The 26,253-nt window shown below is 73.0% G+C and carries 21 protein-coding genes; 9 read left to right on the top strand and 12 right to left on the bottom strand.

Annotated elements, in window-relative coordinates:
• Positions 1-239: 239 nt before the first annotated feature.
• A complete protein-coding gene (locus AB0399_RS04835) occupies positions 240-656 on the top strand; it encodes a VOC family protein (protein ID WP_366410236.1) in 417 nt (138 codons plus the stop codon).
• Between the two features lie 133 nt (positions 657-789).
• On the top strand, positions 790-3,216 hold the full coding sequence (locus AB0399_RS04830; RefSeq protein ID WP_366410235.1) for an excinuclease ABC subunit UvrA: 2,427 nt from the start codon (positions 790-792) through the stop codon (positions 3,214-3,216).
• Here the strand turns inward: AB0399_RS04830 and AB0399_RS04825 are convergent.
• The gene (locus AB0399_RS04825) at positions 3,201-4,553 is read right to left on the bottom strand and encodes an amidase (protein ID WP_366410234.1); all 1,353 of its coding nucleotides are present in this window, start codon (positions 4,551-4,553) and stop codon (positions 3,201-3,203) included. The two genes, AB0399_RS04830 and AB0399_RS04825, sit on opposite strands and share 16 nt — an antisense overlap.
• A gap of 113 nt (positions 4,554-4,666) precedes the next feature.
• Positions 4,667-5,206 (bottom strand): ATP-binding protein, encoded by a 540-nt coding sequence (locus AB0399_RS04820; protein ID WP_366410233.1) that lies wholly within the window; start codon positions 5,204-5,206, stop codon positions 4,667-4,669.
• A 188-nt stretch (positions 5,207-5,394) separates the two neighbouring features.
• Between AB0399_RS04820 and AB0399_RS04815 the strand changes: the two genes are divergently transcribed.
• Positions 5,395-5,778 carry a VOC family protein gene (locus AB0399_RS04815; RefSeq protein ID WP_329362717.1) on the top strand — a complete coding sequence of 128 codons (384 nt, stop codon included), beginning with the start codon at positions 5,395-5,397 and terminating at the stop codon, positions 5,776-5,778.
• A gap of 25 nt (positions 5,779-5,803) precedes the next feature.
• On the opposite strand, the gene AB0399_RS04810 is transcribed toward AB0399_RS04815, so the two are convergent.
• Genes AB0399_RS04810 through AB0399_RS04800 form a run of 3 tightly spaced genes read right to left on the bottom strand, consistent with a single transcriptional unit; the run spans position 5,804 to position 7,928 of the window.
• A complete protein-coding gene (locus AB0399_RS04810) occupies positions 5,804-6,592 on the bottom strand; it encodes an SDR family oxidoreductase (protein ID WP_366410232.1) in 789 nt (262 codons plus the stop codon).
• On the bottom strand, positions 6,589-7,233 hold the full coding sequence (locus tag AB0399_RS04805; protein WP_366410231.1) for a GNAT family N-acetyltransferase: 645 nt from the start codon (positions 7,231-7,233) through the stop codon (positions 6,589-6,591). The genes AB0399_RS04810 and AB0399_RS04805 overlap by 4 nt, the downstream gene beginning before the upstream one ends.
• A 53-nt stretch (positions 7,234-7,286) precedes the next feature.
• Positions 7,287-7,928 carry a TetR/AcrR family transcriptional regulator gene (locus tag AB0399_RS04800; protein WP_366410230.1) on the bottom strand — a complete coding sequence of 214 codons (642 nt, stop codon included), beginning with the start codon at positions 7,926-7,928 and terminating at the stop codon, positions 7,287-7,289.
• Positions 7,929-8,184: 256 nt separating this feature from the next.
• Here AB0399_RS04800 and AB0399_RS04795 point away from each other — a divergent pair, with 256 nt between their 5' ends.
• Complete coding sequence (locus AB0399_RS04795; RefSeq protein WP_366410229.1) at positions 8,185-9,159, top strand: zinc-binding dehydrogenase; 975 nt, start codon at positions 8,185-8,187, stop codon at positions 9,157-9,159.
• A 186-nt stretch (positions 9,160-9,345) separates the two neighbouring features.
• Here the strand turns inward: AB0399_RS04795 and AB0399_RS04790 are convergent, their stop codons facing one another.
• Complete coding sequence (locus AB0399_RS04790) at positions 9,346-10,572, bottom strand: lipase family protein (protein ID WP_366410228.1); 1,227 nt, start codon at positions 10,570-10,572, stop codon at positions 9,346-9,348.
• Positions 10,573-10,944: 372 nt separating this feature from the next.
• Here AB0399_RS04790 and AB0399_RS04785 point away from each other — a divergent pair, with 372 nt between their 5' ends.
• A complete protein-coding gene (locus AB0399_RS04785; RefSeq protein WP_366410227.1) occupies positions 10,945-12,312 on the top strand; it encodes a helix-turn-helix domain-containing protein in 1,368 nt (455 codons plus the stop codon).
• Between the two features lie 10 nt (positions 12,313-12,322).
• Here AB0399_RS04785 and AB0399_RS04780 read toward each other — a convergent pair whose 3' ends face one another.
• The 3 genes from AB0399_RS04780 to AB0399_RS04770 all read right to left on the bottom strand — a co-directional run bounded on the left by AB0399_RS04780 (position 12,323) and on the right by AB0399_RS04770 (position 15,697).
• A complete protein-coding gene (locus AB0399_RS04780) occupies positions 12,323-13,171 on the bottom strand; it encodes a carbohydrate ABC transporter permease (protein WP_329373711.1) in 849 nt (282 codons plus the stop codon).
• A 157-nt stretch (positions 13,172-13,328) separates the two neighbouring features.
• The gene (locus AB0399_RS04775; RefSeq protein ID WP_329373709.1) at positions 13,329-14,249 is read right to left on the bottom strand and encodes a sugar ABC transporter permease; all 921 of its coding nucleotides are present in this window, start codon (positions 14,247-14,249) and stop codon (positions 13,329-13,331) included.
• Positions 14,250-14,347: 98 nt separating this feature from the next.
• Entirely contained in the window at positions 14,348-15,697 is a 1,350-nt protein-coding gene (locus AB0399_RS04770; protein WP_329362706.1) for an extracellular solute-binding protein, read from the bottom strand.
• Between the two features lie 395 nt (positions 15,698-16,092).
• On the opposite strand from AB0399_RS04770, the gene AB0399_RS04765 reads away from it, so the two are divergent.
• Both AB0399_RS04765 and AB0399_RS04760 read left to right on the top strand, forming a co-directional pair.
• Complete coding sequence (locus AB0399_RS04765; protein ID WP_366410226.1) at positions 16,093-18,108, top strand: NB-ARC domain-containing protein; 2,016 nt, start codon at positions 16,093-16,095, stop codon at positions 18,106-18,108.
• Between the two features lie 276 nt (positions 18,109-18,384).
• Positions 18,385-19,386 (top strand): beta-ketoacyl-ACP synthase III, encoded by a 1,002-nt coding sequence (locus tag AB0399_RS04760; RefSeq protein WP_329362702.1) that lies wholly within the window; start codon positions 18,385-18,387, stop codon positions 19,384-19,386.
• 253 nt (positions 19,387-19,639) lie between these two features.
• Here the strand turns inward: AB0399_RS04760 and AB0399_RS04755 are convergent, their stop codons facing one another.
• Entirely contained in the window at positions 19,640-20,632 is a 993-nt protein-coding gene (locus tag AB0399_RS04755; protein ID WP_366410225.1) for a phosphotransferase, read from the bottom strand.
• A 182-nt stretch (positions 20,633-20,814) separates the two neighbouring features.
• On the opposite strand from AB0399_RS04755, the gene AB0399_RS04750 reads away from it, so the two are divergent.
• A complete protein-coding gene (locus AB0399_RS04750; protein ID WP_329362698.1) occupies positions 20,815-22,095 on the top strand; it encodes a phosphodiester glycosidase family protein in 1,281 nt (426 codons plus the stop codon).
• A 179-nt stretch (positions 22,096-22,274) separates the two neighbouring features.
• Here the strand turns inward: AB0399_RS04750 and AB0399_RS04745 are convergent, their stop codons facing one another.
• Positions 22,275-23,147 (bottom strand): LysR family transcriptional regulator, encoded by an 873-nt coding sequence (locus AB0399_RS04745; RefSeq protein ID WP_328471962.1) that lies wholly within the window; start codon positions 23,145-23,147, stop codon positions 22,275-22,277.
• Between the two features lie 166 nt (positions 23,148-23,313).
• Here AB0399_RS04745 and AB0399_RS04740 point away from each other — a divergent pair, with 166 nt between their 5' ends.
• Positions 23,314-23,973 (top strand): nuclear transport factor 2 family protein, encoded by a 660-nt coding sequence (locus AB0399_RS04740; protein ID WP_366410224.1) that lies wholly within the window; start codon positions 23,314-23,316, stop codon positions 23,971-23,973.
• 24 nt (positions 23,974-23,997) lie between these two features.
• Here AB0399_RS04740 and AB0399_RS04735 read toward each other — a convergent pair whose 3' ends face one another.
• Entirely contained in the window at positions 23,998-26,187 is a 2,190-nt protein-coding gene (locus AB0399_RS04735; protein WP_366410223.1) for an MDR family MFS transporter, read from the bottom strand.
• Positions 26,188-26,253 lie beyond the last annotated feature (66 nt).

The following is a 26,253-nucleotide window of genomic DNA, read 5'->3' as shown; positions in this document are numbered from 1 at the left end:
CTCCGTTCCCTACGATCGCTGTACGTTCCCGCCATTGTCCCCCTGCGCCCCGCGCGACCTGGGGGGACACCCGCCATGTCGCCCGCGGCACGGTCGGCGCGGGCCGGTCGCAGCACGGTCGGCGCGCACTGGTCGCGAACCGGTCGTGGACCGGTCGTGGACCGGTCGTGGACCGGTCGGCGCGGACCGGTCAGGAATGGAGAAGCGGGCCGCGCGGCCCCGCCCGTAGCGTGAAGCGCATGGACCTCACACTCTCCCAGTGCTTCATCGCCGTCGACGACCACGACAAGGCGCTCGCCTTCTACCGCGACGTGCTCGGTCTCGAAGTGCGCAACGACGTCGGGTTCGAGGGCATGCGGTGGGTCACCGTCGGCTCGCCGTCCCAGCCCGGCGTCGACATCGTGCTCGAACCGCCGCTCGCGAACCCGAACGCCTCGCCCGCCGACAAGGAGGCCATGGCCGAACTGCTCGCCAAGGGCATGCTGCGCGCCGTGATCTTCGCCACCGACGACTGCGACGCGACCTTCGAGCGCATCCGCGTCGCGGGCGCCGAGGTGCTCCAGGAGCCGATCGACCAGCCGTACGGGGTGCGCGACTGCGCCTTCCGCGACCCGGCCGGCAACATGCTGCGCTTCCACCAGCCCCGCAAGCGGTGATCGCGGGCAGCGGTGATCCCGGGCACCCGGTGATCTGTGGACATACCGCGCCGAGCTGGTTGGATCGGGTGCAGGAGACGCCGACCGAGGACCGGACCCGTGCGGGCGGCCCCGCGGAGCAGATGGAGAGAGCATGAGCACGGCCAGGAAGACCGCCGCGAAGAGCGGCGCCAAGGCCGCCGGCCGCGCGCCCGAGCCGCGGCTCGCCGACGACCACGACCTGATCCGGGTGCACGGCGCCCGCGTGAACAACCTCAAGGACGTCAGCGTCGAGATCCCGAAGCGCCGGCTGACGGTGTTCACCGGCGTGTCCGGATCGGGCAAGAGCTCCCTGGTCTTCGGCACCATCGCCGCGGAGTCGCAGCGGCTGATCAACGAGACGTACAGCGCCTTCGTCCAGGGCTTCATGCCGACGCTGTCCAGGCCCGAGGTCGACGTGCTGGAGGGGCTGACCACCGCGATCATCGTCGACCAGCAGCGGATGGGCACCGACGCGCGCTCCACGGTCGGCACCGCCACCGACGCCAACGCGATGCTGCGCATCCTGTTCAGCCGGCTCGGCACCCCGCACATCGGCCCGCCGAGCGCCTACGCCTTCAACGTCCCCTCGGTCCGGGCCAGCGGCGCGATGACCGTCGAGCGCGGCGCCAAGAAGGCGCAGAAGGTCACGTACCAGCGCACCGGCGGCATGTGCCCGCGCTGCGAGGGCCGCGGCACCGTCTCCGACATCGACCTCGAACAGCTCTACGACGAGTCCAGGTCCCTCAACGACGGCGCGATCACCGTGCCCGGCTACAAGGGCGGCGGCTGGAACTCGCGGCTCTACATCGAGTCGGGTTTCTACGACCCGGACAAGCCGGTCGGCCGGTTCAGCAAGAAGGAACTGCACGACTTCCTGCACCACGAGCCGGTCCGGATGAAGATCGCGGGCATCAACATGACCTACGAGGGTCTGATCCCGCGCGTCGAGAAGTCGATGCTCTCCAAGGACCGGGACTCCCTCCAGCCGCACGTGCGGGAGTTCGTGGACCGGGCGGTCACGTTCACCGCCTGTCCCGAGTGCGGGGGGACCCGGCTCAGCGAGGGCGCGCGCTCGTCGCGGATCGGCCGGATCAGCATCGCCGACGCCTGCGCGATGCAGATCAGCGACCTGGCCGACTGGGTGCGCGGCCTGGCCGAGCCCTCGGTGGCGCCGCTGCTCACCGCGCTCGGTGACACCCTCGACTCGTTCTCCGAGATCGGCCTCGGCTACCTCTCGCTCGACCGGCCGTCGGGCACGCTGTCGGGCGGCGAGGCGCAGCGGGTGAAGATGATCCGCCAGCTCGGCTCCTCGCTCACCGACGTGACCTACGTCTTCGACGAGCCGACCGTCGGCCTGCACCCCCACGACATCCAGCGGATGAACGACCTGCTGCTGCGGCTGCGCGACAAGGGCAACACGCTGCTGGTGGTGGAGCACAAGCCGGAGACGATCCGGATCGCCGACCACGTGGTGGACCTCGGCCCCGGCGCCGGCCCGGGCGGCGGCTCCGTCTGCTTCGAGGGCACCGTCGAGGGGCTGCGGGCCGCCGACACCGTCACCGGCCGACACTTCGACGACCGGGCCGTGCTGAAGGAGACCGTGCGCGAGCCCACCGGCGTGCTGCCGATCCGCGGAGCGACGACGCACAACCTGCGGGACGTGGACGTCGACATCCCGCTCGGGGTGCTGGTCGTGGTCACCGGCGTCGCCGGCTCGGGCAAGAGCTCGCTCGTGCACGGATCGCTCGGCAGCGGCCGGGCCGGCGCCGACGCGGGGGTGGTGTCGATCGACCAGAGCCCGATCCGCGGCTCGCGGCGCAGCAACCCGGCGACGTACAGCGGCCTGCTGGACCCGATCCGGAAGGCGTTCGCGAAGGCGAACGGTGTGAAGCCGGCGCTGTTCAGCGCCAACTCCGAGGGCGCCTGCCCGCATTGCAACGGCACCGGCGTCATCTACACCGACCTGGCCATGATGGCGGGCGTCGCGAGCGTCTGCGAGGTGTGCGAGGGGAAGCGGTTCGAGGCGTCCGTGCTCGACTACCACCTGGGCGGGCGCGACATCAGCGAGGTGCTGGCGATGCCGGTGGCGGAGGCGGCGGAGTTCTTCGGCGCGGGGGACGCGCGGACCCCGGCCGCGCACGCCGTCCTCGGCCGGCTCGCCGACGTCGGCCTCGGCTACCTCAGCCTCGGCCAGCCGCTCACCACGCTGTCCGGCGGCGAGCGGCAGCGGCTCAAGCTGGCCACGCACATGGCCGACAAGGGCGGCGTCTACGTCCTCGACGAGCCGACCACCGGCCTCCACCTCGCCGACGTCGAGCAACTGCTCGGCCTGCTCGACCGCCTCGTCGACGCCGGCAAGTCGGTGATCGTGGTCGAGCACCACCAGGCGGTCATGGCGCACGCCGACTGGATCATCGACCTGGGCCCCGGCGCCGGCCACGACGGCGGGCGGATCGTCTTCGAGGGCACCCCCGCCGACCTGGTCGCCGCCCGCTCCACCCTCACCGGCGAGCACCTGGCGGATTACGTCGGCGGCTGAGCGGCCGGCCGAGTGGTCGGCCGAGTGCTCGGCCGAGCGTTCAGCCGAGCCGGCGGAAGGAGCAGCGGGGCGACGGCGCGGGCCCAGGCGAGGAGCTGCTCGTCGGCTCCCGCGCGAGCGACCCACTGGGAGCCGAGCGGGAGCCCGTCGGGGGTCCGGTCGGCGGGCAGGGCAAGCGACGGCCAGCCCGCGTGGCTCCAGGGCAGGCACATGACGGGGTCGCCCGTGTCGGACAGGCCGTGGGGCGCGGGGCCGGTGGCGGCCGGGCAGATCCAGAGGTCGACCCCGGCCCGGTCGGTCGCCGCGAGCAGCCCGGCGCGGAAATCGTCGCGCGCCGACAGCGCCTCCTCGTAGCGGGTGCGGGAGATCGCGAGCCCCTGGCGGACGGTGGCCGCGGACTGCTCCCGGTAGAGGCCGCCGTGGCGGGGGAACCACTCGGCGTGGCTGAGCGCGGCCTCGTGGCGGTTCACGGCGAACACGTCGTCGGCGGTGCGGGCGAAGTCCGCGAACATCGGCACCCTGCGCACCGCGCACCCGGCCCGCGTGAGGGCCGCCACCTGCCGTTCGAGCGCCGTACGCGCCTGCGCCCCGGCCCGGTCCAGGTAGGGCCCGTCGGGCACGCCGAACACCGGAGGGCGCAGCCCGGCGTCGCGTACCACCGGCTGCCAGCCGTCGCACAGCGCGGCGGCCGCCACCTCCACCGCGGCGGGCGTCGCGGCGAAGATCCCGAGGGTGTCGAAGGTCGGCGCGTTGGGGACGACACCGTCGATCGGGATGCGGGAGACGGTCGGCTTGAACCCGACGACACCGCAGTACGCCGCCGGCCGGATCAGCGATCCGCCCGTCTGCGTGCCGATCGCCAGGGGCACCATGCCGGCCGCGACCGCTGCCGCCGACCCGCTGCTGGAGCCGCCGGGCGTGTGGTCCAGCGCGTGCGGATTGCGGGTGGGGCCCGGTGCGGACATCGCGAACTCGGCCGTCACGGTCTTCCCCGCGACCACGGCCCCGGCCGCGCGGAGCCGGTCCACGACGGACGCCTGCGCGCCCTCGAACACCTCGGCGGGCAGCCGTGATCCGGCGCGCGTCGGCAGCCCGTCCACGCGCACGATGTCCTTGACCGCGACCGGCACACCGAACAGCGGCGGCCGCGCCCCGTCCACCGGCGGGCGCGCGTGCACCGCCGCCAGCTCCTGGTGAACGCGCGCTCGCCGGGCGGCACTTGTCTCCGACCCGGCGACGAACGCTTGAACGGCCCGGTCCCGCAGGTCGATCCGGTCGCACAGCTCGTCGGCCGTCACCGACGCCGCACCTTCCATGCCGTACGTTCTCAGGTCCACGACGGCCAGGGTGCCAGATGCGCGGAGCGGTGCGCCGGTGGGAGACGCGGGGGAGACGCGCGGGAGGTGTGGGTACGGGTTCGTCCGGGCGCCGGTTCGCCCGAACTCGGCTGTCAGGCGCGGGTGCTGCGCAACTCGGCCCACACCCGCTTGCCGCGGCGCAGCGGGGTGGCGCCCCAGGTCTCGGCGAGGGCCGTGACCAGGACGAGGCCACGGCCGCGCTCGTCCTGGGGGTCGGGGACGCGCAGCACCGGGAGTTCGGGGGAGTAGTCGGTCACGGCGACCCGGACGAGCTGCCCGCCCGGCCGGGTGATCGACACCCGCAACCGCGAACCGGAGGTGTGCCGGGCCGCGTTGGCGACCAGCTCACCGACCACCGCGGCGGTGTCCTCGGCCAGGTCGTCCAGCGCCCACACGCTCAGCACGATCGTGACGAGGTTCCGCGCGGACCGCGCGCTCTGCGGCGCGCAGGGCAGCGTCGCCTCGTAGCCGGGGCGGCCGCGCGGATTGGCGACGGTGGTGACGGTCATCTGGATCTCGATGGGCTGGAGATGTGCGGTGGGGTCGGCGGTGTCGGTGCGGTCGGTGGGATCGGCTAGCTCCTGCCCGCCGTCGGCGCTCCTCGCACCACGGTTAGCCGGAATGCGCGGCAATTCCCACCATTCGGCCGTAGCGAGCAGGCATGGCGCGCGCCGGACGCCCGACGTACGCGGCGCCGGCCGAATCCGCCCGACCGGCTCGGTACGCTCGCCGGGTAGCAGGTACGGCCCGTACCTGCTACGCCCGAACGTCCGTACCCCGTACCCCGTACCCCCGTGCCGGAAGGAACCGTGCAGCCGCCATGCGTGTCGACCGCCTTGACCACCTCGTCCTGACCGTCCGGGACATCGACGCCGCCATCGCCTTCTACGCGGGGGTGCTCGGGATGACCGAGGTGACCTTCCGGGGCGGGCGGAAGGCGCTCACCTTCGGGCACAGCAAGATCAACCTGCACCGGGCGGGGCACGAGTTCGAACCGAAGGCCGCGCGGCCGACACCGGGCAGCGCCGACCTGTGCCTGGTGGTGGAGCAGCCGCTGGACGAGGTCGTCGCCGAACTCGCCGGGCACGGTGTCGCGGTGGAGGAGGGGCCGGTCGAGCGGACCGGGGCGACCGGAGCGATCACGAGCGTGTACGTCCGCGACCCGGACGGCAACCTCGTGGAGTTGAGCACCTACCCGTCCTGAACCGGGCGGGTGGGCGCGACGGGCCCTACGCGAGGCCGCCGTTGCTGTACAGGAGCTGCCCGTTGATCCACTGGCCGCGCGGCGAGCAGAGGAAGTCCACCAGGTGCGCGGTGTCGCGCGGGGTGCCGAGGCGGCCGAGCGGGGTCTGCGCCACGAGGTCGTCGCGGAGCCCGTCCGTCATCCAACCGGTGTCCACCGGGCCGGGGTTGACGACGTTGGCGGTGACGCCCAGGTGGGCGAGCTCCCTGGCGGCGGCCTGGGTGATCCGGTCCAGGGCGCCCTTGCTGGCGCCGTAGGGCAGGTTGCCGACGGTGTGGTCGCTGGTCAGCGCGATGATCCGCCCGGTGCCGTGGGCCCCGGTGAACCGGCGGCCGAACTCCCGTACCAGCAGCCAGCTCGCGCGGGCGTTGACCGCGAAGTGGCGGTCGAAGCTCTCGACGCTCGTGTCCAGCAGGCCCGAGTCGACCGACTCGCAGTGGCACATCACCAGCGCGGTCACCGGCCCGAGCCGCCGCTCGACCACGTCGAACACCCGTGCCGCCGCGTCCACTTCGGCCAGGTCGGCCTCGACCGCGGCAGTGGCCGCGCCGCGCCCGGCCAGGTCGGCCGAGACCGCCTCGACCGCGCCGTCCTCCACCCCCCACGCCATCCGCGCGTCGTACGGGTTCCAGTAGCTGAACGCGATGTCCCAGCCGGAGTCGGCCAGTTGCGCGGCGATCCCCGCGCCGATCCCGACCGTCCGCCCCACACCGGTGACCAGCGCGAGCGGGCGGGACGCGGAGACGGCACGGGAGCTGTCGGCGGAAGTCGTCACGATCCGCGATCCTCGGCCACCCCCGACCCTCCCGGCAACCGGTTTACGGCCCCCGCGGGTCCTACGGTCGGGACTCGCGGCGCCCGTGCCATCCGCAGGTTCGGGAGGCGCCCGTGCCACAACTCGCGCTCGCCGGTGGGCCGGAAGCCGTGGCGGGCGTAGAAGCGGACCGCGGCTTCGTTGTACGACGTCACCCACAGCCGGGCGGGGTCGGCGCCGGTCCAGCCGAGGAAGTCGGTCATCAGGCGGCCGCCGACACCGTGGTCGCGCGCCTCGGGCAGCAGATACATCGGGCCGAGGGTGACCACGTGGGAGCCGGGCGTTGGGCGCCGGGTGCCGCCCGGCGTCCCTTCCACGGCCGGCTCGCGCAGCCCGCACAGGAAGCCCGCCACGCCGTCGCCGTCCACCGGTCGTACCGCCCGGCAGAACGTCCGATCCGGGCGGTCCCGCGCGTCCGCGATCACCGCCCGCCAGCGGGCGACACCCGGCGGGGCCGTCACCGGGCCGATGTGCTCGGTGATCCAGGCCGCGTCGATGCCCGCGTCGGCGTTCGGGTAGGTCTCCAGCCAGGTCCGCAGGTGGACGTCCGCGAGGGCGGCGGCCTCGTCGGGGTGCGGGGTGTCGATCCGGTGGCGGTGCACGGTCCCCAGTGTGGGGGAACCGACCGGTGGGGCCCCTGCGGTTCCGGGCGGGCTCACTTCGGGGCGGGCGCGGACCAGCCGTTGGCCACGGAGATGACGGCACCGGCGAGTTGGGCGGATCGGCGGGCGATCTCCTGCGGGGGCGAGGGCATCCCCTGGTCCAGCCACCAGGTGATCGACTGGGTGAACAGGGCGCCGAGCACGGAGGCCGCGAGGCCGTCGGCGGTGCCCGTGGCCGGAAGGTGCGGCCGGGTCATGTCCGCCAGCGACGCCTGCATCCTCGCCGCGAACCACGTGCTGCCGCGCTTGCCGAGCAACGCGCCGTAGAAGCGGTGGTACTGGGCGATGTGCTCGAAGAACGAGACCCACCGCTCGGCGTCGGTCCGGGTGCCGGCGGGCGCGGCGGCGCGGTCGGGTGGGGTGCCGTGGTCGGGCGGGGCGGTGGCGGAGGAGCCGGGCGGGGCATCGGCCATGGAGCCGTGCAGGTCGGCCATCGCGTCGTCGAAGATCTGCTCGACCAGGTGGAACTTGTCGCGGTAGTTCCGGTAGAAGGCGGCCCGGCTGACCATCGCCCGCTCGGTGATCCCGCCGACGGTGACGCGGTCGAAGCCGCGCTCGTCGATCAGCTCGATCAGCGCGTCCCGCAGCAGTTTGCGGGTGCGCCGGACCCGGACGTTCTCGGTGGGCTGGGACACTTCGCGCTCCTTGTCCACAACGGGACACGTCGGTCGATCTGTTGCTTGCCGCTGCCGCCGGCGGAACGCGAGGCTGGTCACGGAACCGCTGCCCCGAACGAGACGTGCCGACCGGTCGGACACTCGCTGCCCGGATCGGGACATGCTGTCTCGATCGGGAGCGACTGTCAACGCAGACGCCGGCGTGCGCACTTTGCGTTCACGTACATCGTCCGCGCCCGCTCCGTCCGCCCACCTGCCTTTCGAGGAGCCACCCGTGAAAGCCATCCGAGTCCGCGAGTTCGGCCCGCCGGACGTCCTGCGGGTCGAGGACGTCGAGATCCCCGCCCCCGCCGAGGGCGAAGTGCTCGTCGCCGTGGAGGTGGCGGGACTGTCGTACGGCGATGTGATCGTCAGGTCCGGCCGCTACCCGTTCCCGCTGCCGTACGTGCCCGGCCTGGAGGTCGGCGGGCGGGTCGTGGCGGCGGGCCCAAGTACCGATCCGGCGCTGGTCGGTGCCCGGGTGGTGGCCGCCACTGTCGGAATGAGCGGCGGGTACGCCGAGTTCGCCGTCGCCGAGGCCGTCAACGCCCATCGCGTGCCCGAGGCGCTGGGGCTGGACACGGCCGTCGCCGTCGCCCAGTCCGGCGCCCTCGCGATCGGGATGCTCGCCGCGATCGCGCCGCGGCCGGGCGAGAGCGTGCTGGTCACGGCCGCCGCGGGCCGGATCGGCTCGCTGCTGGTGCAGCGGGCCGGGGTGCTGGGCGCGGGCACGGTGATCGGTGCGGTCGGCGGCGGTGAAAAGGCCGCCGCCGCACGCGAGTTCGGCGCTGACGTGGTCGTGGACTACACCGACGCGGACTGGGCCGCGCAGGTCCGCGAGGCGACCGCCGGGCGCGGCGCGGACGTCGTCCTCGACGCGGTCGGCGGTGACACCGCCGTGCAGGCGCTCGCCGCGACCGCCGACGGCGGCGGCCGGTTCGGCCTGTACGGGTTCACGTCCGGGCGCTGGGCCGAGCTGGACCCCCTCGCGATCGCCGGGCGCGGTCTGGCCGTGATCGGTGTGCTCGGCATCGTCTTCGCCAAGCCCGCCGCGGAGCAGCGCGCCGACGTCGCCCTGGCCCTCGCCGAGGCCGCGGCGAGCCGGCTGGTGCCCCGGGTGCACGCCTCCTTCCCGCTGGAGCGCGCCGCCGACGCCCACGCCGCCGTCGAGGGCCGCGCCAACGTCGGGGCGGTGCTGATCACTCCCTGAACCCGCCCGTGCCCAGGGGCTGTTCGCTGCCCGAAGCGAAATGCCCGAGGCGCCTGCCCGGTGCGGCAGGGCAGGCGCCTGGAGGGCTCGGCCGGATCAGGCCGGCGCGAGGTGTCGGTCGAGGCGTCGGTCCAGGTGTCGGTCGAAGTGTCGGTCGAGTCGGTCGATGTGCCGGCAGACGTGCCGTCAGCAGGAGTTGTTCGGCGGCTTGTTCACGAAGCGGTTCGCCAGGAAGACCTCGACCGACACGGCGCGGGCGGCGGCCTCCTCGGCGTGCTCGCCGAGCAGGTCGCGGACCTTCTCGACGGTGCCGCCGGCCGCGCACCAGCCGCTGACGGCGGTGTTGTCCTGGCCGACGGGCACGATCTCGTCGGTGTTGGCGTGGTAGTCGTAGACGGGAGTGGTGGGGGCGGCGGAGCCGAGGGTGTTGGCGCGCAGGACGGCCGCGACCGAGGGGACGGCGAGCGGGTCGGACACGGAGGTGTCCTCGTTGAGCTTCCGGAAGGCGTAGGCCGGCAGGATGTTCAGCTCGCAGGTGCCCTTGATGGACGCGAAGTCCTGCTGCCCGCGGGAGTTGAGCAGTCCGTTGATGCCGGACTCCGGGAACTCGGTGGCGAGGCCGTACGCGGCGGCGAACTCGAAGCCGGCGAAGGCGGTGCCGTCGATGTAGCTCGCGACCGAGGACGGGTCGGAGGGCAGCCCGCCGATCGCGGCACCGGCCAGCTTCACCTCGGGCGCGTAGGACGGCTGGAGCTGCGCGGCCCAGCCGGTCGCCTCGGCGCCGCCCGAATAGCCGTCCAGCGCCCAGGGGTTGGCAGGACCGATGCCCGCGGTGTCGAACGCCTTCACCGCGCGGATGCCGTCGAGCACGGCGTGCCCGGCCTGCGGCCCGGCGAGGAACACCGACTTGGGCCCCTCGAAGTCGGGGACCGCCACTGCCCAGTTGGCCGCGAGGAGCTGGGCGCCCAGCGCGGCGTCCTGCACGTCCTTGCCGGTGGCGATCTGGTACGAGGGGGCGCAACTGGTGCCGACGCTGTCCTCGGGAGTCTGGAGCGAGACCACCGGCCGCGGCCCGGACCCGGTCCAGGCGGTCTTGGGCACCACCAGGGTGGTCACGGCCAGCTCGGCCTGCCCGTGCGAGTCGTTGGTGCGGTAGGAGATCTGCCAGGCGTTCACCGGGACGGAGATGCCGAAGAGGTTGACGCCCGGCACCGGGCGGCTGTCGACGACGGAGCCGGGCGCGTACGAGGCGATGTCGGCCGGGGCCGCGTAGAAGGGGTCCTGGTCCGGCACGGTGGAACCGGGTGCGGTGGTGGCGGACGGTGCCGCGGCCGACGCGCTCGCGGCGGCGGGCAGGAACATGCAGGTGCAGGCCAGAGCGGCGGTCACGGCCAGGGCGTAGGGCTTGCGCACGGCTCTCCTCGAGTCCTCGGGGGTGGGGGAGTGGTGGTGGGGCGGGCGGGTGCCCGCCGCGGCGGCAGGCCGGACGGGTGACACGGCGCACGCGGGGTGCGTGGGACGGATCAGCCGTACGGGAATGACGGGATCGACGGGAACATCGGGCTCAGCGGGTCTCACGGGGTCACGCCATCATGTGCCGGGCCGGTACGCGATGAGCCTGGGGTGGTGGCGCAGACTTTCACCCGCCCGGTTGTGACCGGGCACAAAGCCGGGAGCGGCACTTCACACCGGGGTTACCCGTAGGTAATAGTGGAAGGTCCCGTATCCGGGCGCGTAGGGCCCCGCGATCCGACCCGCGCGCGCCCGCAACCCGCGAGGTGCCCTGTGACGACGCAGCCCGCGGCGGTGCCACGCCCCGCCGCCCCGATCACCATCGGCGGCACCCCGCTGGACAAGCGCCTGGTCACCGCCGTGCACGAGCTGGCCGCGCGTGTGGTCACCCGGCTGACCGAGCGGATTCCGGTGTACGCGTCCCTGCCCGCCGAGCAGCTGCGGGGCGACATCACCGCGGTGGTGGTCCGCGCCATCCGCTCCTTCGCGCAGGTGCTGCGGACCGGGCAGCCGCCCACCGCCGCCCAGTTGGCGCTGACGCACCGCTCGGCGGCGCGCCGCGCGCAGGAGCACATCCCGCTGGACGCGGTGGTCGGGGCGTACTTCCTGGGGGCGTACGAGTGCCTGGACGAGGTGCTGGCGGAGGCCGGCCCGGAGGACCTGGCGGACGTGCTGGCCGCGCAGAAGCTGCTGCTGCGCTACCTCGACGCGGTCACCGCGTCGGTGTTCGCCGGGTACATCGCCGAGAGCCAGGCCGCGCTCGGCGAGCGGCAGAGCGCGCGTCAGGCGCTGCTGTCGGCCCTGCTGGACGGAGGCGCGGCGCGGCAGGCGGCCGAGCGCGCCGGGATGCGGCTGCCGGAGCGCTACTGGGTGGTGAGCGTGGCGGCCGCCCCGCACCCGGACGAGCACACGCCCGGCGTCGACCCGGGCATCGCCGCGGGCCGCAAACTGCGCCGGATGCGGGCGGAGCTGGACCGCTGGGCGCACGGCGAGGCGCTGTCGGCGCTGTCGCCCGACGGCGGAGTGGCGCTGGTCCCGGCCGCCCCGGCACACGACACGGCCCGCGACACCACCCGGGACACGGCGCCGGCCCCCGGGGCCACCCCCGAGACCACCGGCGTCCACGGCCTCACGGGCGCCGGCTCCCACGCCCCCGCCGCTGACTCCGCGGCTGACTGCGCCGCCGACTTCGACCGGCTGGCCGGACTCCTGCGGGACATGGCGCGGGCCTGTGGCGCCGAGCTGACCGCTGCGGCGGTCGCGGCGCCCCCGCAGGACGTCGCCGGGGCGGCGCGGCTGGCGGCCCGGATACGGCAGGTCGCCGAGAGCTGCGGGCGCGGCCCGGGCCTGTACCGGCTGGACGACGTGCTGCTGGAGTACCAGCTCACCCTGCCCAGCCCGGCCCGCGACCGGCTCGCCTCGCTGCTGCGCCCGCTGGAGGGCCGCGCGGACCTGCTGGAGACGTTGCGTACGTTCCTGGCCTGCGGGTTGGACCGGCGGCGCACCGCCGAGCGGTTGCACATCCACCCGAACACGGTGGACTACCGGCTGCGCCGGACCAGCGCGCTGACCGGGCTGAACGCCGCGCACGGCCCGGACCTGCCCAGGCTCCAGGCCGCGCTGGCGGCGTACGGCGCGTGAAGCGCGGGACTCAGCCCTTGCTCGACCCGAGGGACAGACCCGCGATGAACTGCCGCTGGAGGCACAGGTACACCACCAGCGTCGGGATCGCGGCGATCATCGCGGCCGCGGCGATGAGGTTCTGGTTGCTCACGAACTGCCCCTGGAGGTTGGCGAGCGCCGAGGTCACCGGCCGTTTGTCGCCCGACGACATCAGGGTGATCGCCCAGAAGAAGTCGTTGTAGATCCAGGTGGTCAGCAGCGTCGCGAGCGCGGCCAGCGCCGGGCGGCACAGCGGCACGGTCAGCCGCCAGAACCGGGTCCACAGGCTGGCGCCGTCCACGAGCGCGGCCTCGTACATCTCACCGGGGATCGACTTCATGTAGTTGCTCAGCACGAACACGCAGAAGCCGAGCTGGAAGGAGACGTTGATGACGATCAGACCGAAGATCGAGTTGTACATCAGGCCGCTGTCCGCGAGGAAGTGCGGCAGCGGGATCTTCAGGTAGATCCGGTAGAGCGGGGTGATGATGACCTGCTGCGGCAGCAGGTTGCCGGCGGTGAAGACGATCAGCAGCGCCACGTTGATCTTCACGTTGACCCGGACCAGGACGAAGGCGACGCCGGCGGCCAGCGCCAGCACGATCACCACCGCCGGCACCGTGATCAGCACCGAGTTCCAGAAGAAGTGCGGCATGTCCGACTGCGACCAGGCGTCCCGGAAGTTCTGGAACGTCAGGTGGTGCGGCAGCGACACGTAGCCGTACTTGCTGGTGTCGGAGTAGGGGCGTACTGCCACGTAGAGGGCGAAGAGGATCGGCAAAATCCACAGCACCGACGCGACGATCAGGAACGCCTGCGAGGCGATCTGCCCGCGCAGCCGCGGCTTGGCACCGGGGCCGCCGACCCGCGGCGCCTCGGTCCGCGGCCGGGTAAGGGTCTCGGAGCTCACGCGTCCTCCTTGTTCGCTTCTCCGCCTGCTCGGCGAAGCCGCGGGCGGTCGCTTACCTGCACGTCGCCTGCCTCGCATGCGTCGCTCACGGGGTGTCCTCCCGGCGGAACGTCTGATAAAGGAAGATCGTGATCGGCACCAGGGAGATCACCAGGAGCACCACGCCCAGTGCGGAGCCGAAGCCGACCCGCTGGGTCTCGCCGACGATGTTGGAGGTCACCAGCACCGACAGCAGTTCGAGGCCGTTGATGCCCTTGTTGGTGATGTAGACCAGGTCGAAGGCGCGCAGGCTCTCGATGACGGTGACCACCATGATGACGATGTTGATCGGCTTCATCACCGGGAAGATCACCCGCCAGAAGGTCTGCCAGGGGTTCGCGCCGTCCATCAGCGCGGCCTCCCGCAGCGTCGGGTCGACGGCCTTGAGCCCGGCCAGGTAGAGGATCATCACGTACCCGGCCTGCCGCCAGGTCGCCTCCAGCAGCACCGCCCACAGGTTCAGATGGGGATTGCCGAGCCAGTCGATCGCGTTGTCGTTCCCGTTCCTGCCGATCACCGTGTTGATCAGACCGTAGTTCTGGGAGTAGACGAACTCCCAGATGATGCCGATCAGCGCCAGTGACAGCATCACCGGCAGGAAGAGCAGGCTCTGGTAGATCCGGGTGCCGCGCAGGCCGCGGTCGAGCAGCACCGCGAAGAGCATGCCCAGCGGGGTGGCGATCACCACGAAGACCGCCAGCCAGATCAGGTTGTGGCGGACCGCGGGCCAGAACTCGGGGTAGATGGTGGCGGCCTGGTGGTAGTTCTGGACGCCGTACCAGCAGCCGTTGTTGAGGATCGACGGCATGTTCGGCTTGCACGTCTTCTCGTGCAGGCTGCCCACGCCGTTCCACTTGGTGAACGACAGCAGGACCGTGCCGATCGCCGGGAACCACACGAAGGCCAGGTCGAGCAGCAGAGGTATGCCGAGCAGCAGCGCGACCACGATACGGTCGCGGGCGGTCATCGTGCGCAACCGCCGACGGCGGCGCCGGACCGGGGACTTGAGGTCCTCGGGCTTGTCCGACACCGCCGCCGGGGTACGCCCCTGGGACGTAGCGCTCATCAGGAGTAGATCGCCTTCGCCTGCTTCTCCGCGCTCTGCTGGAGCTTGGTGATGTTGGAGGTGCTCGGGTCGTCGATGAACTTCTGGCAGATCGCGATCATCGCGTTGGCCATCGCCGGGTCGGAGTCGCGGTCCATGAACTGCGCGACCGCCTTGCACTTGGCGATCTCTTCCACCGACTTCTTCTGGATCGCGTTGTACGTCGGCACCTGGAGGCCGTTGACCAGGCCGACGTCCCACTGGTCGGTCTTGAGGTACGTCGACTCGGCCGGGCCGGTGCCGATGTACTCCAGGATCGCCTTGGCGGCGTCGGAGTTCTTGGCCTTCTTGCTGAGCATGAACCCGTCGGTGGGCGCGTCCATGTAGTCCTGTCCCCACTGCGGGTTGACCGCGGGGAAGGTGAAGAAGTCCAGGTCGGCCAGGTCGGCCTTGTCGGTCACGTACTGCGCGGCGACCTGGTTGGTGCCCTGGAACATCATCCCGGCCTGCTTGGCCTCCAGGGACTTGGCGGCGTCCTGCCACAGCCGGCCGTTGGCGCCGGTCTGCATGTAGGGCATGAGCTCGGCCCAGTGCTGGAAGACCGTGTGCACGCCCTGGTCGGTCCACGGGATCTTGTGGGTCATCAACTTGTTGTGGTAGTCGTACCCGTTGATCCGCATGTTGAGGATGTCGAAGGTGCCGAGCGCGGGCCAGCCGTCCTTGTCGGCGAAGGCGATCGGGATCAGCCCGTCCTTCTTCATCTGCTTCGCCAGCGCGATGTATTCGTCCCATGTGGTGGGAATGGTGTAGTGCCGCTTGGCGAACTCGCTCTTGTTGTAGAAGACCACCCACGGGTAGTTGTAGATCGGCACCAGGTACTGGTGGCCGTCAAGACCGGTGGAAAGCTTCTTCGCCGCGGGGCTGAAGCTGCCGCCTATCTTCTCCCACACATCGTCGATCGGCTCGACCAGGCCCTGAGCAGCGAAGTACTGCATGCGGTATCCGGCGAACCAGGTGAACAGGTCGTCCGGGGTGCCCTGCAGGTAGCTGGTGATGTTGTTCTGGAAGGTGTTGTGGTCGACCGTGTTGATCTTCACCTTCACCTTGCTGGACGCCGTCGCGGCGGTCGTCAGCGCGGCGAAGGCGGCCTTGGGTGCCGCGTCGGAGTAGTTCGACCCGAAGGTCACCGTGCTCCCCGCGACGGGCTTCTTGCTGCCCGAGTCCTTCTTCTTGTCGCCGGAACCACCGCACGCCGCGAGCAGGCCGCCGCCGGCGGCGGTCAGGCCGGCGACCCCGACGCCCTTGAGCAGGTTCCTGCGGGTCGCGGACAGCGGGCTGCCCGTGGTACCCGACGACTCGACCTCCGACATGGTGCCTCCATGTGTGTGTGGGCGTATCTGGTGGAACAGCTGGCGAAAACCCGGGTGTCGGAACCTCTCGGCGACGCTTCCCGCCGATCCGTTTCCAACAGAAGTCACCAAGATGAAACGCCATCGCAATCGCAGGGTAGTTCTACGCCACATGCAGAAGACCGTCAACGCCCTGCTGTCGATGCGTTGCCGGACCGTGATGCGCACACCGTGTTTAATCGTGTTCGCTTCCGTCAACTCGATAACGGGGTAGGCCGAACCGGCCGTGCGCGCGGGTGCACCAGGCCGCGGCCGGTTGCCCGCCGAGGGCGGACGCGGTCTGCCCGTAACGCGCTGTTCGGCCTGATCGTGCCTACCGGCTGCCTTCGGCGCCTGTTCGATGCCACGCTGTCGTCATGAAGGGCTTCATTCCGCAGGAGACAACGAGTTTCGTGGGCCGCGGGCCCGAACTGGCCAGGTTGGACGGCCTGCTGGCGTCACGTCGGCTGCTCACGCTCACCGGCGCGGGCGGGGTCGGCAAGACCCGGCTGGCGCAGCGCGCGGCCACCCGGATGGCCACGTACGCGCCCGAACTCTTCCCCGACGGCGTGTGGTGGGCGGATCTGGCCACGCTCGACGGCGACGACCTGCTGCTCGCCACCGTCAGCGACGCGGTCGACCTGTCCGACCACTCGCCGCGGATGCCGGTCGACGCGCTGTGCGAATGGCTCGACGGCAAGCGGCTGTTGCTGGTGCTCGACTCCTGCGAGCACCTGGTCGACCCGGTCGCGCGCCTGGTCGGCGAGGTGCTGGCCAAGGTCCCTGGGCTGAGCGTGCTGGCCACCAGCCGCCGCCCGTTGGAGTGCGCGGCCGAACAGGTCATCGAGGTGGCCCCGTTGCCGGCCGGCCCCGACGCACTGGAGCTGTTCACCCAGCGCGTCGCCGACCAGGACCCGCACGCCCTGTCCGCCGAAGGAGCCGCCGAGGCCGCCGAGTCGATCTGCCGGCGGCTCGAAGGCATCCCGCTGGCCGTCGAGTTGGCCGCCGCGCAGGTCGGCCCGACCGTGTCCGTCGCCGATGTCGCCGCCCGCCTCGGCTCCCGCTTCGACGTGCTCGCCCGCCGCACCGGCTTCGTCTGGCCGCGCCGCCACCTGACGCTGCGCACCGCCATCGGCTGGAGCCACGAGCTGTGCGACCCGCCGGAGCGCCTGCTGTGGGCGCGGCTGACGGTCTTCCGCGGCTCCTTCGACCTCGCCTCCGCCCGCGCGGTCACCGCCGGCGCCCCGCTGGACGCCGACGCGGTCGCGGCCGGCGTGGAGCGGCTGGTCGCCCAGAGCGTGGTGCGCCGCGACGGCGAGCGCTACCGCATGCTCGACACCATCCGCGAGTACGGCCGCGAGTGGCTGCGCGAACTCGGCGAGGAGGAGTCGCTGACCGCCCGCCACGCCGACCACTTCGTCGCGCTGGCCCGCTGGGCGGAGCACAGCTGGCCCGGCAGCGACCAGATCCACTGCTACCGCATCGTGGAGGACGCCCACACCGACCTGCGCACCGCGCTGGACCACCTGTCCGGCGACGACCCGGAGCGCGGCGCCGAACTCGCCGGGCTGCTGGTCTTCTTCTGGACCTGCTGCGGCCGGCTGAAGGAGGCCCGCGCGGCCCTGGAGGGCGCGCTGGCCGGCCCGGTCCCGCCCGGCCCGGCCCGGACCCGCGCACTGGCCGGACTCGGCGTCACGCTCACCCTCCAGGGCGAGTACGACGAGGCGTTACGCGTCAGCGACGAGGCGGTGCGCGCCGCCGACGCCGACGGCGACAAGGAGGGCGTCTTCGGCGCCGCCTACCTCGCCGGGTTACTGGCCCTGCTCACCGGCCGCGGCGAGGACGCCCGCCGCACGGTCCGCGACGTCCTCGCGGCGGCTCCCGGCTTCGCCTTCGACTCACCGGCGCGCCTGCGCTGCCACCTGGTGGAGATCTTCGCCCACACCGGCCTCGGCGACCTGGACCGGGCCCGCCGCGACGCGATCGAACTGCGCGCCCACTGCGAGGAGATCGGCGAGCGCTGGACCCGCTCCTACCTCGACTACCAGCTCTCCCTGATCGCCCTGTTCCAGGGCCACCCCGACGAGGCGGCCGACCGCGCCCGCGCCATGCTCGACGCCAAGCGGCAACTGGGCGACGCCTTCGGCACCGCGCTCGGCCTCGACGTGCTGGCCGCGGCGCTGGCCGCCGACGGGTCGGTCGAGCACGCCGCCCGGGTGTACGGCCACGGCGAGGCGGTCTGGCGCAGCGTCGGCCACCCGCAGCGCGGCACGCCCGAACTGCGCGCCGTCCGCGAGCAGTACGAGCGCACCGCCCGCGGCGCCCTCGGCGACACCCGCTACGCGCGGGCCTACGCGTCCGGCGCCGCCTCCCCGACCATGCCTGTGAGCTAGATCACCCGTGCGATGCGCCTGGGCCGTACGGTGGTTCGCGCGGCCCCGGTGAGCGGCGGGAGCGGGCCGCGGGGCAGCGGGAAGCCGCCGTACGGCCGTCGCGTGCCGCCGCCGTGCCGCGCGCCCGGACGCCGGCGCCGGGCGACGCGGGCGCGGGTGCCGGGGTGGCTGTGCGCCGGGCCCCGGCGTGCGCGGGAGAATCGGGGAGGCACCCATCGGGGGTGCCGCGGCCGGGGGTGTGGACCTCCCGGCCGGTCGATGGCCTGAAAGGCTCCCATGAAAGCTGAGATCGCTGTGCCCATGGGGGCACCGCACAGCCGAATTCTCGGAGTGGGCGCGTACCGCCCCCGGCGGATCGTGGACAACGCGGAGGCGTGCCGCCATATCGACTCCTCCGACGAGTGGATTCGCGCGCGGACCGGCATCGTGACCCGCCGCTGGGCCGACCCGGACGAGACGCTGGGCGTGATGGCCGAGGCCGCCGCCCTCAAGGCGATCGCCGCCGCGGGAATCACCCCGAGCGACGTGACCTGCGTGATCGCCGCGACCTTCACCCACCTGATGCAGACGCCGGCGATCGCCACCGAGATCGCCCACCGGGTGGGCGCCGACCGCGCGGCCGGCTTCGACATCTCCGCGGGCTGCGCCGGGTTCGTGCACGGCGTGGTGCTCGCCTCGGACGCGGTGCGGGCCCGTGGCGGCCACGTCCTGGTGGTCGGGGTCGAACGGATGTCCGACATCATAGATCTGACGGACCGTTCGACCGCTTTCATCTTCGGCGACGGAGCGGGCGCGGTCGTGGTCGGCCCGTCGCAGACCCCCGGCATCGGCCCCGCGGTGTGGGGCGCGGACGGCTCGCAGGCCGACGCGATCCGGCAGAGCGTGCCGTGGAACACGCTCAGGGACGACCCGCAGCACCCCTTCCCCGCGCTGCGCCAGGACGGCCAGCGGGTCTTCCGCTGGGCGGTGTACGAGATGGCGAAGGTCGCCGTGCAGGCGGTCGAGGCGGCCGGGCTCCGGCCCGAGGACCTCGACGCGTTCATCCCGCACCAGGCCAACGAGCGGATCATCGACAGCATGACCAAGTCCATGGGGCTGCCCGCCCGGGTGACCGTCGCGAAGGACATCGTGACCAGCGGCAACACCTCGGGGGCGTCGATCCCGATGGCGATGGACGCGGTGCTGGCGGCCGGCGACGCCGCCTCGGGGGACACCGCTCTGCTGCTCGGCTACGGCTCCGGCCTGTCGTACGCGGCCGTGGTCGCGACCCTGCCGTAACGGCGTCAAGAGCGCCGTACCGGCCAGCGGCCGACGGCGCGCCGCAGCACGAGGAGGCGGTGATCCGTGGATCACCGCCTCCTCGTCCGGCACCCCGCCTGAGCGAAATGCGCAGCCTACGGCCGTGTCAGGGCGGCCGCGAGCCGCAGGGGCATCCTCTCAGAGCACCCCGGTCCTCCGAAAGGATTCGGCCACTTCTGTCACAGCTGTCGCCGGGCGCGCGCCGCGTCCCCCGCCGCGTTCCCCGCCCGCGTCAGCCGGCCGCGGCGGCCAGTTCCCCGGGCAGCCGGGACCCGGCGAACTCCCGCGCCCAGGCCAGGTGCTCCCCGCCGTACCCGCGCGGCACCACCTCGACCAGCATGATCAGGTGCAGATACGCGCGGTACAGCGCGATCCGCCGCCGGGCCGCCTCGTCCCACGTGGTGCAACCGCCACCGGCCGCGTATCCGGCGCGGAAGGCCGGGTCGTCCTCCGGGACGCTGTCGGTCAGCTCCAGCGACGCGAAGTCGGCCAGCGGGTCGCCCCAGAACATCCGCTCCCCGTCGATCAGCCCGCCGACGCTCCGGGCACCGGGCGCTCCGACCAGCAGCACGTTCCCCGGCCACAGGTCGAAGTGCACCAGCGCCGGCGTCTCCACCCGCTCCAGCAGCGGACCGGCCGCCGCGAACGCCGCGCGCGCCTCGGCCACCGTGACCGGCAGCCACGCGCCGTACCGCTCGGCGTCGTCCAGGATGGCGTCGGTCATCGCGGCGAAGGCCGGCGCCCACCGGTCGGTGAGCGGGCCGGTGCTGCCGGACGGGTAGCCGAAAGCCGGGCCGCGCACCGCGTGCAGCCGCGCCATCAAGGTGCCCAACTCGCCCCGCAGCCGGGCGTTCTCGTCCTCACCCATGCCGTCCTCCGCCGCCACCAGGTGCCAGGGCCGGCCCGGGCTGTGCGTCATCAGCAGGTACGGCGGCTGCCCGGTGCCCTCGTCCGGTTCGGCCCGCACCACCCGCGGCGCGGGCACGTCCGCCGCCTCGGCGCCCACGTAGAACCGCTCCTCGCCGTGCAGCAGCCCGGCCTCGTAGCGCAGCCGTGGCAGGTGCGCGGGCGGCGGGACCTTCAGCACCAGGCGGGTGCCGTCGGTGAGGTCCACCGCGTGCAGCGCGTTGTACGTGCCGCCGGTCAGCGCGGTGGCGGCGGCGATCCGGTCGGCGGGCACCCCGGCCCGCGCCATCACCGCCGCCACCTCGTCGTGTGCTGCCATGCCCGCGGCCCCCTCGTCGTCAGTGCCCCGTGCGAGGCCCGGCCACCCTACGGCGCCGGCGCGCCCGGGCGGCGTGCGGCGGGTGGGTGTTTCTGGGCGCCCGCGCGATACACCGGCACCCACAAGGGTCATTACATATGAAAAGCGGATCGATGTGCGCGCGGGCACATGGAAGGAGCGGCATGACGATCGCGGAACAGCAGCCCGACGGTGACACCGCCGACCCGGCGGGCGGCGGCCCCGGACGCAGACCGCGCAGGCGGCTGCTGCCCTGGAAGCACCGCCGCGACCTGACCCCCGCGCAACTGCGCCGCCGCCGCATCGTCACCCGCGGCGCGCTCGGCGTCTGCCTGGTGTGCGCCGGCACCATCGGCTGGTCGGTCGGCAGGGCGCTGACCTACCCCGGCAGCGACAGCACCGAGGCCCGCCTGGCGGAGTGGGCCCGCGACCACGAACTCGGCTTCGTGGTCGACAAGCTGGAGAACGTCCAGTACCGGATGCACCCGCCGAAGGTCGGCGGCACCCTGTCCGCCGACGCGCTGGCCCGGATGAAGGCCACCGCGGGCGCCACCGCCGCGGCCGGCGCGGCTTCGGGGGCGGTGCCCGGGAGCAAGGGCGCCGCCCACGGCCAGCCCCTGGTCGCGCTGCGCGCCCCCATGAAGCCGCCGGTCAGCCCGGCCCTGCCCGGCGAGGGCGTCTACCGCACACTCAGCAGCGCCCACGGCATGCCCATCGTCCAGGGCACCTATGTCCGCCCCGACGGCGACCACACCTCCTACGAGGCCGCCGTCGCGTGGATCAGCGGCAAGTACGCCCGCTTCCAGCTCCACCCGGGCTTCATGGAACCCGGTGGCACCTTCGACGTGCCGCCCACCATCCCCAAGGGCCGTCGCACCGGCCTCGTCGCCACCTGGAACGGCGGGTTCCGGATCACCGACGGCGGTTCCCGCGGCGGCTTCTACCTCGACGGCAAGACCGACGGCGAACTGCGCGACGGCGCCGCCTCCGAGGTCTTCTACAAGGACGGCTCCATCAAGGTCGGCGTCTGGGGCCGCGACGTGCGCATGACCCCCGACGTGGTCGGCGTACGCCAGTGCCTGCAACTCATGGTCGACGGCGGCAAGGTCGTCCCCGACATCGACGACGACTCCAACTGGGGGGTCAGCGACCAGGGCGGCATGTTCGTGCCCCGCTCCGGCGTCGGCGTCACCGCCCAGGGCGACATCATCATGGTCGTCGGGCAGGCGCTGAACGCGCAGAGCCTCGCCGACCTCATGCAGCGCGCCGGCGCCGTCCGCGCCATGCCGCTGGACATGAACCGCGCGTGGCCCTCCTTCATGTCCTACGACAGCAGCCACGACCCGGCGAACCCCAAGCCCACGAACATTCTCGACTTCGAGGACCCGCCGGACCGCTACTACGTCCAGGCCACCCGCGACTTCGTGGCGGTGTACGCGCGCTAGCCGAGCAGACCCTCCGGTCCGGCCGGTCCCGTCCCCACGGTTCCCCGCCCCCTGGTAGGTGCGGCTCCTTCCGCGGCAGGAGCCGCAACCGCCAAGGGGCGCGGGGAACGGCGCGCGTAACCCTCCACCGGCAGGTGATCCCGGAACCGGCAGAACCGGCCACCCCGGGGGGACACGGCTCAGCCCGCGGCAGCGACAAACGCCCGGATACGCGCGTTGACGCGCGACGTGCGCCAGACCGGACCCCACTCCAGGGACGGCGTGTCGTGGAACGGCACGTAGGCGACGTCGGGCCGGGCGTGGAAGCGCGTGGCGTGCGCCCCGACCGGGAAGACCCCGAGGCCCGCCCCCACCAGCGTGAGGATCTCCTGGAAGGTCGCCGCCGAACGCCCCGCCGTGATCGCTCGGCCGCCTGGCGTCAACCGCGGCGAACCCGGCTCCCGCCAGTGATCCGGCAGCGAGCACGGCGCCTGGAGCACCTCCACCCGGGCCAGGTCCTCCACCGACACCGAGCCGCGCTGGGCGAGCGCGTGCCCGGCCGGCACCGCCAGCATCCGCGGCTCCGACAGCAGCACCGGGCCGTTGGCCAGATCGGGACCGGTCAGCGGCAGGCACGCGATCAGCACGTCCAGCCCGTCGGCCCGCAGCCGCTCCAGCGCCTCGCCCATCTGCACCTCGCGGATCTCCACCTCGCACTCCGGGTACCGGGTCCGGAACGCCTCCGTGGCGCGGATCATCAACTGCCCGGCCGCCGCCCCCACGAAGCCGACCCCCAGCCGGCCGCTCACCCCGCGCCCGGCCGCGACCGCCGTGGCCAGCGCCGCCTCCAGCCGCTCGAACGCCGGGCGCAGGTCGTCGTGGAGCCGCCGCCCGACCGGGGTCAGCGCCACGCTGCGGCTGGTCCGCTCGAACAGCGGCGCGCCCACCCGCCGTTCCAGCTTCCCGATCACCTGGCTGACCCGGGCCGTCGTCACCCGCAGCCGGACCGCGGTCCGCCCGAAGTGCAACTCCTCGGCCAGCGTCAGGAACGCCTCGATCTCGTACCGCTCCACGCCTGGCCTCCGTTCCCCCGTGCCGGCCCCGCCCAGACTCCGACCGCCCCGGCCGCAACCGCGCCGCGGGGATGTCCTTGATCCACCGACAAGTATTAAATCCCACTTAACGATCGTTGAGCCAACGGCGATTGATCGGCCGGGTCCGGGCCCGCAGCCTGGACGCATGCACCTCTCCCGCACCCCGCTCGGCACCGACGCCGCGGCCGCCACCCGCGCCCGGCCGTACGCCCTCGACGTGCGCCGCACCGAGGACGCGGTCCGCGAACTCGCCGACCGCGCCGAGATCACCGACGCCCTGTACCGCTTCGGCCTCGGCCAGGACCTGCACGACCGCGCCCTGTTCCGCTCCGCGTTCGCCGACGACGCCACGCTCGACTTCGGCCCGGCCGCGGCGGCATGGGGCGGCCACAGCCCCGTGATGACCGGCGCCGACATCATCGTGGACACGATCCTCACCGGCTTCGACGGCCGCGTCGGCACCAGTCACACGGTCAGCAACCCGCGCGTCGCCGTCGCGGCCGACCGCGGCAGCGCCGAACTCACCGCGCTGGTCGAGGCCCAGCACCTCCTCACCGCCGACCGTACGACGTACGCGCTGCTGAAGAACCTCTACGCGGTCGCGCTCGTCCCTGCCGGGGACGGGTCCGGGTCCGGGTCCGCGGGCGATGACGGCTCCTGGTCCGGGTTCGGGTCCGCGGGCGATGACGGGTCCGGGGCCGAGGGCGGGGACGCGGCCGGGGGCGGGGCCGGGCGCTGGCTGATCCGCACCCTTCGGATCGACAACATCTGGTACAGCGGCGACCCGGGCGCCGTCTTCGGCTGATCCGCGCGTTGCCGGGCGCTCCGCTCAGCCCAGGGCCGGCGCCGGGCGGTCCCCGCCCAGCTCCGGACGGTCCCCGCCCAGGTCCTCGGCGAGCAGCCGCTTCGCGATCGCGTCGGAGGCGGCCCGCAGGTCCGCCGTCGACGGTCGGCCCCAGTCGCTCTCCAGCCGCTCGTTCAGCCACCGCGCCCACGCCTCCGTCAGCGCCGACGCCTCCCGCTCCCCGGCCGCCGTCGTGGACACGAACGTCCCGTCGAGCGTCAACCACCCGTCCGCGGCGGCCCGTTCGAACGCCGGCAGCAGCACCTCCGGCGGCAGCCGGCGCCGCGCCGCGATCATGTTCACGTTCGCGTGCCCCACCACCCGCGTCAGCACCACCACCTGCATCACCGTCCACGCGCCCAGCACGTCCAGCCGGGTGTCGGCCCCGCTGAGGATCTGCCGCGCGGCCGCCGGACCCGACCCGTGCATGATCTTCGCCACCGCCGACTCCAGCAGCTTCTCGGAGTCGCCGGTGCTCGGCTGCGCGAAACCCTCGCCCATGTCCGTCGAGGCCGCCCGCGCCGAGTCCCGCAGCGGCACCTGCTTCAGGAACAGCGCCACCACGAAACCCACCGCCGCGACCGGCACCGTCCACAGGAACACCGTGTGCAGCGAGTCCTGGTACGCCCGCACCAGCGGCGCGGCCTGCGCGGCCGGCAACCGGTGCAACCCCTCCGGGCTGCCCGCCGCCCGCGCCAGCACCGCCGGCGACGCCCCCGTCGCCCGCGCCGCCCGGGCCACCCCCCGCGCCAGGTTCGGCCCCAGCGCGTTGGCGTAGATCGTGCCGAACACCGCGGTGCCGAACGCGCTGCCCAGGGTCCGGAAGAACGTCACCCCCGACGTCGCCGTACCCAGATCCGCGTACGCCACCGTGTTCTGCACCGCGATCGTCAGCACCTGCATGCACAGCCCGATGCCGACCCCCAGCACGAACATGTAGACCGACTCCGCCGCCGCCCCCGAACCGGCCCCCATCCGCGACATCAGGAACAGCCCCACCCCCATCACCAGCGACCCCGCCACCGGGAACCACCGGTACCTGCCGGTCTTGCTGATCACGTTCCCGCTCGCCACCGACGCGATCAGCAGCCCCACCACCATCGGCAGCGTCCGCACCCCCGACAGCGTCGCCGAGTCCCCGTCCACGTACTGCAGATACGTCGGCAGGAACGTCATCGCGCCCAGCATCGCGAACCCCACCACGAAGCTCAGCACCGAGCAGACCGCGAACACCGGGGTGCGGAACAGCCGCATCGGCAGCATCGGTTCGACCGCTCGCGTCTCCGCCACGCAGAACAGCGCCAGCCCCACGACCCCCGCCACGAACAGCCCCAGGATGACCGGCGAGCCCCACCCGTACGCGTTGCCGCCCAGGCTGGTGGCCAGGATCAGCGCGCTCGCGCCCACCGCGACCAGCCCGATGCCCAGGTAGTCGATCACCGGCCGGCCCGCCGCCCGCACCGACGGAATGGTCCGCGCCGCCGCCAGCACCACGACGACGGCGATCGGCACGTTGACGTAGAACGCCCACCGCCAGGTCAGGTGATCCGTGAACAGCCCGCCCAGCAGCGGCCCGATCACCGTCGCCACCCCGAACACCGCGCCGATCGCGCCCTGGTACTTGCCGCGCTCGCGCAACGGGATCACATCGGCGATCAGCGCCATCGCGGTCACCATCAGCCCGCCCGCGCCCACCCCCTGCACCGCGCGCCACACGATCAGCAGCGTCATGTTCGTCGCCAGCCCGCACAGGAACGACCCCGCGACGAACACCACCGCGGACACCTGGAAGACCAGCTTCCGGCCGAACAGGTCGCCGAACTTGCCCACCAGCGCGGTCGCGACGGTCTCCGCCAGCAGGTACGACGTCACCACCCACGACATGTGCGAGGCCCCGCCCAGATCGGCCACGATGGTCGGGAGCGCGGTGCCCACGATCGTCTGGTCGAGCGCGGCCAGCAGCATTCCGAGCACGATCGTGGCGAACACGACGTTGCGCTGCCGCACCGGCAGCACCGGTGCGCCCGAGTCCGGCCCGGGACCACCGGCGCCGGGCGCCCCCGCACCTGGTGTGCCCGACCCCCGCGGGCCCGGGCCCGCTGCTCCCGGCCCCGCTGCTCCCTCGCCCGCCGGGTCGTCCGCCGCGTCCACCGGCCCCACCGCGTCCGCACTCATCCGGCCACCCTCACACGCCCCGCCCGGCGCCGGCCGGACCGTGCCCACCTGGCGCAACGTCGCCAC

It is taken from the genome of Streptomyces sp. NPDC088194 (genome assembly GCF_040702025.1).
GTDB lineage: Bacteria > Actinomycetota > Actinomycetes > Streptomycetales > Streptomycetaceae > Actinacidiphila.
Note: the sequence above shows the minus strand (reverse complement) of the source record. Positions and strands in the feature narration are given on the sequence as shown.

What these genes read in the sequence shown, in the direction of transcription:
- AB0399_RS04760 (WP_329362702.1), top strand. Translation starts at nt 18,385, where the DNA reads ATGAAAGCTGAGATCGCTGTGCCCATGGGGGCACCGCACAGCCGAATT.
- AB0399_RS04755 (WP_366410225.1), bottom strand. Translation starts at nt 20,632, where the DNA reads ATGGCAGCACACGACGAGGTGGCGGCGGTGATGGCGCGGGCCGGGGTG.
- AB0399_RS04830 (WP_366410235.1), top strand. Translation starts at nt 790, where the DNA reads ATGAGCACGGCCAGGAAGACCGCCGCGAAGAGCGGCGCCAAGGCCGCC.
- AB0399_RS04770 (WP_329362706.1), bottom strand. Translation starts at nt 15,697, where the DNA reads ATGTCGGAGGTCGAGTCGTCGGGTACCACGGGCAGCCCGCTGTCCGCG.
- AB0399_RS04835 (WP_366410236.1), top strand. Translation starts at nt 240, where the DNA reads ATGGACCTCACACTCTCCCAGTGCTTCATCGCCGTCGACGACCACGAC.
- AB0399_RS04775 (WP_329373709.1), bottom strand. Translation starts at nt 14,249, where the DNA reads ATGACCGCCCGCGACCGTATCGTGGTCGCGCTGCTGCTCGGCATACCT.
- AB0399_RS04815 (WP_329362717.1), top strand. Translation starts at nt 5,395, where the DNA reads ATGCGTGTCGACCGCCTTGACCACCTCGTCCTGACCGTCCGGGACATC.
- AB0399_RS04735 (WP_366410223.1), bottom strand. Translation starts at nt 26,187, where the DNA reads ATGAGTGCGGACGCGGTGGGGCCGGTGGACGCGGCGGACGACCCGGCG.
- AB0399_RS04740 (WP_366410224.1), top strand. Translation starts at nt 23,314, where the DNA reads ATGCACCTCTCCCGCACCCCGCTCGGCACCGACGCCGCGGCCGCCACC.
- AB0399_RS04765 (WP_366410226.1), top strand. Translation starts at nt 16,093, where the DNA reads ATGAAGGGCTTCATTCCGCAGGAGACAACGAGTTTCGTGGGCCGCGGG.
- AB0399_RS04750 (WP_329362698.1), top strand. Translation starts at nt 20,815, where the DNA reads ATGACGATCGCGGAACAGCAGCCCGACGGTGACACCGCCGACCCGGCG.